The organism is Streptomyces sp. NPDC102467 (genome assembly GCF_044765445.1).
Lineage (GTDB): Bacteria > Actinomycetota > Actinomycetes > Streptomycetales > Streptomycetaceae > Streptomyces.
In genome coordinates this window covers 388,965-400,967 of the sequence record NZ_JBIWKA010000002.1, presented here as the reverse complement: position 1 = coordinate 400,967, position 12,003 = coordinate 388,965, and the positions used below count along the sequence as shown (strand labels likewise).

Sequence of the window (12,003 nt, the reverse complement as noted above, 5' to 3'; positions counted from 1 at the left end):
AACGCTGGAGACACGGGCGCAGCGGTTGGGGTGATGAAGGGAATCGGCATGGCATCTCAGGCAGTTCTGGAGGCGGGCCGGCTGTCCGCCATAGCGAAGATCCTCGACCGGGCGGGCGGCCATCTCAGCGCCGCGGTCCACGACGAGGCGGAGACATCCGGGGTCCAGTCCCTGCTGGCGCTCTCGCGCAGCGCGTCGTACGACGTGACGTGCGCGGTGCGGCACGCGGTCACCGGCGAACTCGGCCTGGCGCAGCAGCACTTGGACGCGGCCAGGACCGCCCCCGACCAGCATGCGGTGGCGGCCGCGGGCATGCCACGCCCGCTGCCCGCCGGGGTGCGCACAGCGCTCCAGCTCCTGCGCGGCATCACGGGGTTCTTCAGCGCGGAGACGGAGGCCGCCTTCGTCCGCGCCCTGAGCGCGGACGGCAGTGGAGGACCTACGCGTACGGGAGGCTGACGCGGCGCGGCCGATTCCCGCGCGGGGCTGCCGACGCTCCGCGCTGTCGGCCCCACGCTCCCGTCACCCGGCCTTCTGGCATTCAGCCTCGCGCATACCTCCCGCAGCCTGTTCGCGAACGCGCTCCGGGCGGCCCGCGTGGCCCCGGACCCGCCGTCGAGGAACCCGCCGTGGTGGCTCGGGAACACGGCGGCGCGGCGCCGCGACACTTCTCGTAGACGGCCGTGAGGCCGACGCGACCGAAGGGGCGCGCGCCCCTTCGGTCGCGTCGGCGTCGGGGAGCAGCGCGCTCAGCGGCGGCTCGTGCGCCACGAGCGTGGACACACCGCCGGGACGCGCCGCCACCAGCGCGAGCGCGGACACCGTGGCCGGGACCGCGCGGGCCGTACGTGGCACCGTACGGTCGCTCAAGCGCCTGACCTGCGCGGTGAAGCCGGCCGCGGTCATGGGCCGCCCGATGATCAGCGGCGACGGGCGGCCGTCCGCCGTCGGCGGCGGGCCGAGAATTAGCCGCCTGCCCGTCGTCATCCCCGTCCGGAGGGTTTGGCCGCGCGCGCCTTGACAGGGTCACGACCGCTTGTATGGTCTAGTCCAAGCAGCAACGGCCGTTCCGCTTACGGAAGTTCGCCCGCGTTCACGGGCGGGTATTCCGCTGTCCCTTCGCGCCTCTTGGCCCCACCCACGAGAGGCCGGCCTGACCGTGCGACCCCACATCGCGCGCTGTCGGGAAGACCTGCAGTGAAGGAGTACGTATGAACGCCAGAAGGAAGACGGCCGCGCTCATCGGCGCGGCGCTGGCCCCCGTCCTCGCCATCGGCCTGCCCGCCGGATCGGCGAGCGCGCACGGCTACATCTCCACCCCGCCCAGCCGTCAGGCGCAATGCGCCGCGGGCACCGTGTCCTGCGGTGACATCACGTACGAACCGCAGAGCGTCGAGGGCCCGAAGGGCCTGACGAGTTGCAGCGGCGGCAACAGCCGGTACGCCGAGCTCGACGACGACTCCAAGGGCTGGATCGCCACCCCCGTCCAGCGCAACACCAGCTTCGAATGGAAGCTGACGGCCCAGCACGCCACCAGCACCTGGCAGTACTTCGTCGGCGGCCAGGAGATCGCCGAGTTCAATGACAACGGTGCCAAGCCCGGGGCCACCGTCACGCACCAGGTCGACTTCGGTTCACTGACCGGCCGTCAGAAGGTGCTGGCCGTCTGGAACATCGCGGACACGGCGAACGCGTTCTACGCCTGCATCGACGTGAACGTCGGCGGCTGACGAACCCCCTGATCGGCGGCGCCGCGAACCATCCCCCCACGGCGCGCATGCGCGCATGCGCGTCATGGTTCGCGGCGCCGTACCCCCCACTTCTCCATCCGATGGGAGCACCCCCATGCGCCGTCGTATTCTCGCCCTGCTGACCGCCACCGCGTCCGTCGCCGGCATCAGCCTGTTCACCCTGGCCGCACCCGCGTCCGCCGAAAAGGTCGACGCCCAGGCGGACTTCGTCGTCACCCAGGCGCAGTTCGACCAGATGTTCCCGGGCCGGAACTCCTTCTACACGTACGAAGGACTGAACGCCGCGCTCAGCGCCTACCCGGAGTTCACCGGCACCGGCAGTGACACGGTCCGCAAGCAGGAGGCCGCCGCCTTCCTCGCGAACGTCGGCCATGAGACCGGCGGTCTCGTCTACATCGTTGAGCAGAACACCACCAACTACCCGCACTACTGCGACACTTCGCAGTCGTACGGCTGCCCGGCCGGTACCGACAAGTACTACGGGCGCGGCCCCATCCAGCTCAGCTGGAACTTCAACTACAAGTCCGCGGGTGATGCCCTCGGTATCGACCTGCTCCACAACCCCGACCTCGTGCAGACCGACGCGGCGGTCTCCTGGAAGACCGGCCTCTGGTACTGGAACACCCAGACCGGCCCCGGCACGATGACCCCGCACAACGCGATGGTCAACGGCGCCGGTTTCGGTGAGACCATCCGCAGCATCAACGGAAGCATCGAGTGCAACGGCGGCAATCCGTCGCAGGTCCAGAGCCGCGTCGACAACTACAAGAAGTTCTCGCAGATCCTCGGGGTCGACCCCGGCGCCAACCTGAACTGCTGACGGCCGGTCAGGCCGGGTCGGCGTCAGGTGCGTCCGTGAACGCCGCGTGCACCTGCGCGGCGTTCACGTGGACGGCCGACCCGGTCTCGGCGAGCACTTCGGAATCGGGGCGATTCGTCCGGGTGTGATGTGATCGACCACTATGAGCGCTCTGCAGGATTCCTCATGTGACACCACCGACCTCGCGGACCGGACGGAGCAGAACCTCGCCGAGCACGCCGGCCATCTGCACCGCCTCCTCCAGGGCGCGACGGTCACCGTGACCGACGACCTCCTGATCGCCGACAGCGGTCTCGACGACGACACGTTCAACATCGTCGCCGCGGCCCGCCTCACCCCCGACACCGTCCAGGACCGGATCACCGGGACGATCGCGGCCCTGGCCGCCACCGGCCGCCCCTTCTCCTGGTGGGTGGGGCCCGCCTCGACGCCGCCCGACCTCTCGGCCCGCCTCGTCGACGCCGGTCTGCCCGCGACCGAGACGGAGACCGCCATGTGGGCCGAGCTGACCGACACACTGCCGCAGCCCTACGTCAACGGCCTGGACGTGCACCCGGTGACCACCCCCGAGCGGCTCGCCGACTACGCCGGCGTCCTCGCCGCGAACTGGGAGCCGCCCGCCGCCACGGTCCGCCGCTTCTTCGAGCGGACCGCGCCACAGGCCCTGGCGGCCGACTGCCCCGCCCGCTACCTGGTCGGTTACGTCGCGGGCCGCCCGGTCTGCTCGGCCGAGGTGTTCCTGCACGCGGACGTCGCCGGGATCTACAACATCAGCACCCTGGCCGCACACCGCCGCCGCGGCTACGGCGGCGCCATCACCCTCGCCGCCCTGCACACGGCCCGCCGGGGCGGCCACCCCCTCGCCGTTCTCCAGGCCTCCGCCGCCGGCGAACCCGTCTACCGCCGCCTCGGCTTCCGGGCCTTCGGCCGCTTCACCGAGCACGCCGTCGTTCCCGGAATCGCGCCGTCCCGAGGCATCTAGACTGGGGCGTCGGTCTGTGCGGAAGGGAAGAGAACAGTGGCGGCAGGTTCACCAGGGTCGGCCGAGGCCGGGTTCAGCGACCCGTCCGCCGAGGTGCTCGACCAGGCGGCCGAGGCGTTCGGCCTGCTCGCGGCCCCCACGCGGCTGCACATGATGTGGGCCCTTGCCGGCGGCGAGTGCGACGTGACCGGGCTCGCCGAGCGCGTCGGCGGCGCACTGCCCGCCGTCAGCCAGCACCTGTCCAAGCTCAAGCTCGCCGGCCTCGTACGCTCCCGCCGCGAAGGCCGCCGCCAGGTGTACTACGTCGACGACCCGGACGTGGTGACCGTGGTCAGGCTGATGGTCGGCCAGCTCACCGAGCGTGCCGAACAGTCCGGCGCGACGGTGCGCCGGCTGCGCGGCGCCGGAGCCTGAGCGACGCGGTGTCCGCCCACGACCACGCCTTCTCCCGCACGGTCCAGGCCCCCGCCGTCGGCCCGGCCCCCGGTGACCTGTCGGCGCTGCAGGTGCTGCGCGCCCTGGACAGCACGCCGCGCGGGCTGACCGAGGCGCAGGCGGGGGAGCGGCTCGCCCGCCGCGGAGCGCACGTCCTGCCCGGCCTTCGTCCGCCGTCGAGGCCGGCCCGGCTGTGGCAGAGCCTGCGCGACCCGTTCACCGCTGTCCTGTTCTGCCTGGGCCTCGTCTCGGCGCTGGTCGCCGCGTGGGGCACGGCGTGGGTGATCCTCACCCTCGTCGCCGTCAGCTGTGTGCTGCGCGCGCAGGGCGAGCACCGCGCCGACCGCTCCATGGACCGGCTGCGCGGACTCGTCGCCACCACCGCGAGCGTGCAGCGCCGCACCGCGCCCGACGCCGCGCCGCGGGTGCGCGAGATCCCTGTCGACGATGTGGTCCCCGGCGACGTGGTTCGCCTCGCCCCCGGCGATCTGGTCCCCGCCGACGTACGTCTGCTCAGGGCCCGCGGCCTGACCGTGCACCAGGCGGCCCTGACCGGCGAGTCGGCGCCGGTGCCCAAAGAGCCGGTGGACCTGCCCGGCGCGGGCGACAGCGCGCACCTGCTCTTCCAGGGGAGCAGCATCGCCTCCGGCACCGGCACCGGCGTCGTGGTGGCGACCGGCGCCGACACCCGCTTCGCGGCGGTCCGCACCGCGGGCCGCCGCACCAGGACGAGCGCCTTCGACCGCTCGGTACACGGCATCTCGTGGGTGCTGATCCGTTTCATGCTGCTCACGCCGCCGCTCGTCCTGATGGCGAACGCGGCCCTGCGCGGCCGCGGTCTGGAGACCCTCCCGTTCGCGGTCGCCGTCGCCGTCGGCCTCACCCCGGAGATGCTGCCGGTCATCGTCACCACGTGCCTGGCCCGCGGCGCGTCCCTGCTCGCCCGTACTCACGGCGTGATCGTCCGACGGCTGCCCGCGCTGCACGACCTCGGCGCCGTCGACGTCCTGTGCGTCGACAAGACCGGCACCCTCACCCAGGACCGCCCGGCCGTCGACCCCGGCCGCACCGACGCTGAGGCCCTGCACTGGGCGGGTGCGTCGGCCTGGTGGACGCTGCAGACCGCCGAGCCGGCCGACCCCGACCCGCTCGACGAAGCCCTCCTGGCGGCCACCGGCCCCGAGGACTGGGAAGCGTACGACGGTGTCGACGCGCTCCCCTTCGATCCCGTACGCCGTCTCGCCACAGCCGTCGTACGGGAACCCGGCGCCCTGGGGACGCACACCCTTGCCGTGAAAGGCGCGGCGCAGGAGGTCCTGGACCGCTGCGCGCTCGACCCGGACGAGCGCGCCGAACTGCTGCGCCGGGCCGCCGGGCGCGCGGCCGACGGGGTCCGGCTGCTGGCCGTCGCCACCGCGCGGCGCCCGGCCCGCACCCGCGCCTACACCCCGGCCGACGAGCGCGGCCTGACCTTCCGCGGCTTCGTCGCCTTCCATGACGCCCCGGCCGACACCGCGTACGACGCCGTACGCGCCCTCGCCGCGCGGGGCGTCACCGTCAAGGTCCTGACCGGCGACGATCCGGTGACGGCGGCCCGCGTCTGCCGTGACCTGTCCATCGAACTGACGCCGGCAGACGTGACCACGGGCGAGCGGATCAGCGGCCTCACGGACGGACAACTCGGGGAGCTGGCCGCCCGCACCACGGTGTTCGCCCGCTGCACCCCCGAGGACAAGGCCCGCGTCGTCACCGCGCTGCGCGCCCACGGCCGCACCACCGGCTACCTGGGCGACGGCGTCAACGACCTGCCCGCGCTGCGCGCCGCCGACGTCGGCATCTGCCCGCGCGACGGCGTCGACGTGGCCCGCGAGAGCGCCGACGTCGTCCTGGCGGAGAAGGACCTCACGGCCATCGAGCACGCCGTCGTCGCGGGCCGGCACAGCAGCGCCAACATCGCCTCGTACCTGCGCATCACGCTCTCCTCGAACCTCGGCAACGTGATCGCGATGCTCGTGGCCGCGCTCCTGCTGCCGTTCCTGCCGATGCTCCCGGCGCAGGTCCTCGTGCAGAACCTGTGCTTCGACGGGGCGCAGCTCGCCCTCGCCCACGACCGGCCCGACCCGGCCGCCCTGCGCCGCCCGACCGTGCTGCGGCCGCGCGCCTTCCTCCGCTTCATCACCGGATTCGGCGCGCTCGGCGCCCTCGCGGACCTCGCCACCTTCGCCGTGCTCGCCCTCTGCCTGCCCGGCACGCTCGCGCCGCACGACGAGGCCGCTTTCCACGGCGGCTGGTTCACCGAGAACCTGCTCACCCAGGCCCTCGTCATGCTCCTGCTGCGCACCGGCCGTCGCGCGGCCGAGGGCCGCACCCCGGGGCCCGTGCGCTGGGCGGCCACCGGCCTCGCGGTCATCGGGATCCTGCTCCCGCTGACCCCGGTCGGCCCCCTGCTGGGCATGACGGGTCTGCCCGTCGCCTACTACCTGCTGCTCGCCGCCGTTCTCGCGCTGTACGCGGCGGCGCTGCGACGGGCCACGCACACATGTGCCCATGCCCCGACCCAGTAGGGACGTCGCGGGCGCGGGTAGGTGGTTCCTGAACGCACCCGACGCGGGGTGTGCGTGTCGAGCGAGGGGAACCGGCTGCTCATGGGGCGTCAAGTACGGCTGTGGCAACAGGGACTGACCGTTCTCGCCATCATCGCGGCTGCCGGGTGCACGGCAGCGGAGGACAGGGGGAGCGACGGCGCGCACGGCCCCGAAGCGTCGCCGACGGCGGCGGCCGGCACCCTGCCCGGCATGCCCACCGTGCGGGAGGCGCGCGAGGAACTGTCCAAGGTCACGGTGGCGGCGAACGGCTCGATGGCCGGCTACAGCCGCGACAAGTTCCCGCACTGGGCCGAGCAGGGCGACTCCTGCAGCACGCGCGAAGTGGTCCTGAAACGGGACGGCAAGGACGTACGCCGGGACGCCGAGTGCCGCCCCGTGTCCGGGACTTGGACCAGCGCCTACGAGGGCAAAACGTTCACCGAGCCCGAGGATCTGGACATCGACCACACCGTTCCGCTGGCCAACGCCTGGCGGTCCGGCGCGCGTTCATGGACCGAGGAGCGGCGCAAGGCCTTCGCCAACGACCTGACCCACCCCCAACTTCTGTCCGTCTCGGCCGCCACCAACCGCGCCAAGGGCGACCAGGGTCCTGACGCATGGCAGCCGCCCGCGAAGACGTACTGGTGCGCGTACGCGAGGGCGTGGGTGTCGGTGAAGGCGACCTACGAGCTGTCCGTGACGGACGCGGAGAAGAGGGAGCTCGGCTCCATGCTGGGCACCTGTTCCTGATGAGCGAGCACGAGTCGAGCGACCACGGGACATTGAGGGACGAGGTCCGGGCAGGACCCGGCGGCGCCATGACCGACGAGGTCGGAGTGATCACCGGGGACGTCACCGTCGCCACCACCCTGCTGCCCGACGGCCGGGCGCGCGTCGCCATCCAGTACACGCGGGCCGACGAGTGGTACACGCTCGCCGGCACCCCCGTGACCCTGCCGCCCGACGGCCTCGCGGCCCTGCACGCCGACGCCATCGACCGCGTCCGGCGGGGCGGCGCGGCCGCGTACTAGGACCCGGCGGAGCGGCGCTCGCCGCTGCTCTCTGCGTTCTTGTCGGTCTCCTCCTTCATGGCCTGCGTCTCGCTCTTGAGGATGCGCAGGGACTTGCCCAGGGAGCGGGCGGTGTCCGGGAGCTTCTTCGAACCGAAGACCAGGATGATCACCAGCCCCAGGATGAGCAGGTGCCAGGGCTCCAGTGCGTTGCGGAACATGGTGGGCACTCCTTGTCGTGATCGCGCCGACGGGAACGGTTCGCGTACCGCATCCTCAGCTTTACTTGCTACATTGCGCAACCGTACAACCTTGGGGGGCGTCACACGTCACCCCGAGGAGGACGCACAGGGACGCAGAGGATGAGGGCACGTCGATGACGCAGACTCCCGAGGCGCCGACCGAGCGCACCCGCCGCGCGGTCCGGGCGGCGCGCGGTGGCACGAGGCGCCGGGACCCAGGGCGCCGCGGCACGCGCCGCCGCCGACGCGGCAGGCTGCGGTTCGGCCTCGCGGCAGGCCTGGCGTTCCTCGTCCTGGTCACGGCCGGCGCGGGCTGGCTGTACCTGCGGCTGAGCGGGAACATCGACACGTTCTCCTCGGACGGGGTATCCAGGAACCGGCCCGACGCGGAGGCGTCCAAGGGCGAGAACGTCCTGGTCATCGGCACGGACGCACGGACCGGCGGCAACAGCGAACTCGGCGGCGGAGACAAGGACGACGTCGGCCGCTCGGACACCGCGTTCCTGCTGCACATCTACGCCGACCACGAGCACGCGGTCGGGGTCTCCGTCCCCCGCGACACCCTGGTCACCGTGCCGCCGTGCAAGCTCCCCGACGGATCGTGGAGCAAGACCCGGACGAACGTGATGTTCAACGCGGCCTACTCGACCGGGGAGACGGCCGAGGGCAACCCGGCATGCACCCAGAACACCGTGGAGAACCTGACCGGGCTGCGCGTCGACCACACCGTCGTCGTCGACTTCAAGGGCTTCTCGCAACTCACCGACGTGGTCGGCGGCGTGCGGGTCTGCCTCCCGCAGGACGTCTACCAGAACGACCTCAACCCGAATCGCGCCACCCGGGGCAAGCTCCTCTTCGCGAAGGGCGAGCAGTCCGTCTCCGGGCAGCGGGCCCTCGACTACGTCCGCATCCGGCACGGCATCGGCGACGGCTCCGACATCGGCCGCATCAAACGCCAGCAGGCCTTCATCTCCAGCCTCATCAAGAAGATCAAGGACGACGGTTTCACCCCCACCAGACTCCTGCCGCTCGCCGACGCCGCCACCAGGTCGATGACCGTCGACCCCGGCCTCGGCTCGGCGGACAAGCTGCTGAAGTTCGCGATGGGGCTGAAGGACGTGGATCTGCACAACACCAAGTTCGTCACCGTCCCCTGGAAGTACGACGGCAACCGCGTCGCCGTCGTACAGCCGGACGCCGACGCGTTGTGGGCCGCGCTCAAGGACGACCGCACCCTGGACGGGAAGAACGCCGGAGCCAAGAACGGCAAGAACGGCAAGAACACTGTGGAGACGTCCGCGTCGCCCACCGTCCGGGAGGTGTCCGGCGCCGGTGTCTCCGTCGCCGTCTACAACGGCACCCTGACCAAGGGCCTCGCCTCCAGCGCGGCCAGGACGCTGACCGGCCACGACTTCACCGTCACCGGCACCGCCAACGCCGCCACCCAGGACCGGGCCACCACCACGGTCGAGTACGGCCCGGGGGAGCGGGCCGACGCCGAGGAAGTCGCCCGTCTCTTCCCCGGCGCCGCGGTGCGGGCCGCCGACGCGGACGGCATCTCCGTCGTGCTGGGAGCCGACTACACCGGCGCCGCGACCGCGTCACCGGCCCCCACATCCGTACCGTCGGGCGTGGCCGACGACGCGCGCTCGGCCGACGAGGACCTCTGCTCCAACCTGTCCTACGGCTGAGCACCCGCCACGGTGGAGAGCGCCGCGCGCCGCTCCACCGCGCCGTGTCAGGCGATCATTCGGCCCTCGCCGCCGGCAGTTCGGCGCGTACGGTGCGGGCCGCCGTGACCAGGGTCTGCAGGGAGGCCCGGACCTCGGGCCAGCCGCGGGTCTTCAGACCGCAGTCCGGATTGACCCACAGCCGGGACGCCGGTACGGCCTCAAGTCCCTTGCGCAGGAGGCCGGTCACCTCGTCCGCGCCCGGCACGCGCGGGGAGTGGATGTCGTACACGCCGGGCCCCGCCTCGCGCGGGTAGCCGTGCGCGGCCAGCTCGTGCGCGACCTGCATGTGGGAGCGGGCCGCCTCCAGGCTGATGACATCGGCGTCGAGGTCGTCGATGGCGCCGACGATGTCACCGAACTCGGCGTAACACATGTGCGTATGGATCTGGGTATCGGGACGCACCCCGCCGGTGGCGAGCCGGAACGCCTCGGTGGCCCACCGCAGATAGGCGGGCCGGTCGGCGGCCCGCAGCGGCAGCGTCTCGCGCAGGGCCGGCTCGTCGACCTGGATCACCGAAGTGCCGTTCGCCTCCAGGTCCCCGACCTCGTCGCGCAGGGCGAGCGCCACCTGGCGCGCGGTGTCACCGAGCGGCTGGTCGTCGCGGACGAACGACCAGGCGAGCATGGTGACGGGCCCGGTGAGCATGCCCTTGACCGGACGCGAGGTCAGCGACTGGGCGTACGTCGTCCAGCGCACCGTCATCGGTTCCGGCCGGGAGATGTCGCCGGCCAGGATCGGCGGCCGCACGCAGCGGGTGCCGTACGACTGCACCCAGCCGTGCCGTGTGGCCAGGTACCCGGTGAGCTGTTCGGCGAAGTACTGGACCATGTCGTTGCGTTCCGGCTCACCGTGCACGAGAACGTCGAGCCCGGCCTTCTCCTGGAAGGTGATGACCTCGCCGATCTCCGCCGCGATGCGCTCCTCGTACGCGGCCGCGCCGATCCGCCCGGCCCTCAAGTCCGCCCGCGCCGTGCGCAGTTCACCGGTCTGCGGGAAGGAGCCGATGGTCGTGGTCGGGAGCAGGGGCAGGCCGAGATGGGCACGCTGGGCCGCGGCCCGTTCGGCGTACGGCGTCGAGCGCCGCGTGTCGGCGTCCGTGACGGCGGCGGCGCGCGCCCGCACGACGGGATCGTACGTGATGGGGGAGGCGGCTCGGGAGGCCAAGTCGGCCCGATTGGCCGCGAGTTCGGCGGCGATGGCGCCCGTGCCGCGGGTCAGCCCCTTGGCGAGGGTGACCACTTCGGCCGTCTTCTGCCGGGCGAAGGACAGCCACCGCAGGATCTGTGGATCGAGGTCGCGCTCCCGCGCCGCGTCCAGCGGGACGTGGAGCAGCGAACAGGAGGCGGCCACGTCGACCCGCCCGGCGAGCCCGAGCAGCGTGCCCAGCGTGGTGAGGGACTTCTCCAGGTCGTTCACCCAGATGTTGCGGCCGTCGACGACGCCCGCGACCAGCCGCTTGCCGGGCAGCCCGCCGACCGAGGCGAGCGCGTCGAGGTTCGCGGAGGCCGCCCCGGTGAAGTCGAGGGCGAGACCCTCGACGGGGGCCTTGGCCAGCACCGGCAGGGCGTCGCCGAGCCGGTCGAAGTACGAGCCGATCAGCAGCTGCGGACGGTCCGCGAGCGAGCCGAGATCGCGGAACGACCGCTCGGCGGCGTTCAGTTCGGCCGCGGTGCGGTCCTGGGCCAGAGCCGGCTCGTCGAGCTGCACCCACTCGGCGCCCGCGGCGCGCAGGTCGGCGAGCACCTCCGCATACACGGGCAGCAGCCGGTCCAACAGGGTCAACGGAACGAAGTCCGCGGCGACTCCGGGCGCGGGCTTGGCGAGCAGCAGGTAGGTGAGGGGACCGACGAGCACGGACCGCGGCGTCAGCCCGAGCGCGAGGGCCTCGCGCACCTCTTGGACCTGCTTGGCGGAGTCGGCCGTGAACACCGTGCCAGGGCCCAACTCCGGCACAAGATAGTGGTAGTTGGTGTCGAACCACTTCGTCATCTCCAGCGGCGCCACGTCCTGGGTGCCGCGGGCCATGGCGAAGTAGCCGTCCAGGGCGTCCGCGTCGACGGCGGCGCGATGGCGCGCGGGCACGGCACCGACCATGACGGTGGTGTCCAGGACGTGGTCGTAGTACGAGAAGTCGCCGGTCGGCACCTCGTGAATTCCGGCGTCCGCGAGGTCCTGCCAGTGCGTGCGGCGCAGTCCGGCGGCGGTGGCGCGCAGCGCGTCGGCATCGACGCGGCCCTTCCAGTACCCCTCGACGGCCTTCTTCAGTTCGCGGTCACGCCCTTGGCGCGGGTAGCCGTGGACGGTGGCGCGCGCCGTCACGGCTGTGTTCCTGCTGGTCACGGAGATCTCCTTCGCGAGATGAATCCCTGAGATCCCGGCGAAGGGACGAGAGACGCGAAGGGGTGACGGCCCGGGCGACCCGGACCGCCGCGCGATGGCACGGT

At 72.3% G+C, this 12,003-nt stretch carries 12 protein-coding genes; 10 read left to right on the top strand and 2 right to left on the bottom strand.

Annotation, left to right across the window (positions count from 1 at the left end):
- Positions 1–48 precede the first annotated feature (48 nt).
- The 9 genes from ACIREE_RS05040 (at position 49) to ACIREE_RS05000 (ending at position 7,604) form a co-directional block, all read left to right on the top strand.
- A complete protein-coding gene (locus tag ACIREE_RS05040; RefSeq protein WP_404146357.1) occupies positions 49–459 on the top strand; it encodes a hypothetical protein in 411 nt (136 codons plus the stop codon).
- Between the two features lie 316 nt (positions 460–775).
- A complete protein-coding gene (locus ACIREE_RS05035; protein ID WP_404146354.1) occupies positions 776–1,021 on the top strand; it encodes a hypothetical protein in 246 nt (81 codons plus the stop codon).
- 190 nt (positions 1,022–1,211) lie between these two features.
- On the top strand, positions 1,212–1,730 hold the full coding sequence (locus tag ACIREE_RS05030; protein WP_404146352.1) for a lytic polysaccharide monooxygenase auxiliary activity family 9 protein: 519 nt from the start codon (positions 1,212–1,214) through the stop codon (positions 1,728–1,730).
- A gap of 115 nt (positions 1,731–1,845) precedes the next feature.
- Complete coding sequence (locus tag ACIREE_RS05025; RefSeq protein ID WP_404146349.1) at positions 1,846–2,571, top strand: chitinase; 726 nt, start codon at positions 1,846–1,848, stop codon at positions 2,569–2,571.
- 142 nt (positions 2,572–2,713) lie between these two features.
- A complete protein-coding gene (locus tag ACIREE_RS05020) occupies positions 2,714–3,553 on the top strand; it encodes a GNAT family N-acetyltransferase (RefSeq protein WP_404146346.1) in 840 nt (279 codons plus the stop codon).
- 36 nt (positions 3,554–3,589) lie between these two features.
- Positions 3,590–3,967: an ArsR/SmtB family transcription factor gene (locus ACIREE_RS05015; RefSeq protein ID WP_404146343.1), complete on the top strand. Its 378-nt coding sequence runs from the start codon at positions 3,590–3,592 to the stop codon at positions 3,965–3,967.
- A gap of 8 nt (positions 3,968–3,975) precedes the next feature.
- A complete protein-coding gene (mgtA, locus tag ACIREE_RS05010; RefSeq protein WP_404146341.1) occupies positions 3,976–6,552 on the top strand; it encodes a magnesium-translocating P-type ATPase in 2,577 nt (858 codons plus the stop codon).
- Between the two features lie 81 nt (positions 6,553–6,633).
- The gene (locus ACIREE_RS05005) at positions 6,634–7,323 is read left to right on the top strand and encodes an HNH endonuclease family protein (protein WP_404146836.1); all 690 of its coding nucleotides are present in this window, start codon (positions 6,634–6,636) and stop codon (positions 7,321–7,323) included.
- Positions 7,323–7,604 carry a hypothetical protein gene (locus ACIREE_RS05000; RefSeq protein ID WP_404146338.1) on the top strand — a complete coding sequence of 94 codons (282 nt, stop codon included), beginning with the start codon at positions 7,323–7,325 and terminating at the stop codon, positions 7,602–7,604. Before ACIREE_RS05005 ends, ACIREE_RS05000 begins: the two co-directional genes overlap by 1 nt.
- On the opposite strand, the gene tatA is transcribed toward ACIREE_RS05000, so the two are convergent.
- A complete protein-coding gene (tatA, locus tag ACIREE_RS04995; RefSeq protein ID WP_404146335.1) occupies positions 7,601–7,804 on the bottom strand; it encodes a Sec-independent protein translocase subunit TatA in 204 nt (67 codons plus the stop codon). The genes ACIREE_RS05000 and tatA overlap by 4 nt on opposite strands.
- A 155-nt stretch (positions 7,805–7,959) precedes the next feature.
- Between tatA and ACIREE_RS04990 the strand changes: the two genes are divergently transcribed.
- Complete coding sequence (locus ACIREE_RS04990) at positions 7,960–9,516, top strand: LCP family protein (protein WP_404146332.1); 1,557 nt, start codon at positions 7,960–7,962, stop codon at positions 9,514–9,516.
- A 55-nt stretch (positions 9,517–9,571) separates the two neighbouring features.
- Here ACIREE_RS04990 and metE read toward each other — a convergent pair whose 3' ends face one another.
- Positions 9,572–11,899 carry a 5-methyltetrahydropteroyltriglutamate--homocysteine S-methyltransferase gene (metE, locus tag ACIREE_RS04985; RefSeq protein ID WP_404146329.1) on the bottom strand — a complete coding sequence of 776 codons (2,328 nt, stop codon included), beginning with the start codon at positions 11,897–11,899 and terminating at the stop codon, positions 9,572–9,574.
- Between the last annotated feature and the right edge of the window lie 104 nt (positions 11,900–12,003).

What these genes read in the sequence shown, in the direction of transcription:
- ACIREE_RS05025 (WP_404146349.1), top strand. Translation starts at nt 1,846, where the DNA reads ATGCGCCGTCGTATTCTCGCCCTGCTGACCGCCACCGCGTCCGTCGCC.
- ACIREE_RS05005 (WP_404146836.1), top strand. Translation starts at nt 6,634, where the DNA reads ATGGGGCGTCAAGTACGGCTGTGGCAACAGGGACTGACCGTTCTCGCC.
- ACIREE_RS05020 (WP_404146346.1), top strand. Translation starts at nt 2,714, where the DNA reads ATGAGCGCTCTGCAGGATTCCTCATGTGACACCACCGACCTCGCGGAC.
- ACIREE_RS05030 (WP_404146352.1), top strand. Translation starts at nt 1,212, where the DNA reads ATGAACGCCAGAAGGAAGACGGCCGCGCTCATCGGCGCGGCGCTGGCC.
- tatA (WP_404146335.1), bottom strand. Translation starts at nt 7,804, where the DNA reads ATGTTCCGCAACGCACTGGAGCCCTGGCACCTGCTCATCCTGGGGCTG.
- ACIREE_RS05040 (WP_404146357.1), top strand. Translation starts at nt 49, where the DNA reads ATGGCATCTCAGGCAGTTCTGGAGGCGGGCCGGCTGTCCGCCATAGCG.
- ACIREE_RS05000 (WP_404146338.1), top strand. Translation starts at nt 7,323, where the DNA reads ATGAGCGAGCACGAGTCGAGCGACCACGGGACATTGAGGGACGAGGTC.
- ACIREE_RS04990 (WP_404146332.1), top strand. Translation starts at nt 7,960, where the DNA reads ATGACGCAGACTCCCGAGGCGCCGACCGAGCGCACCCGCCGCGCGGTC.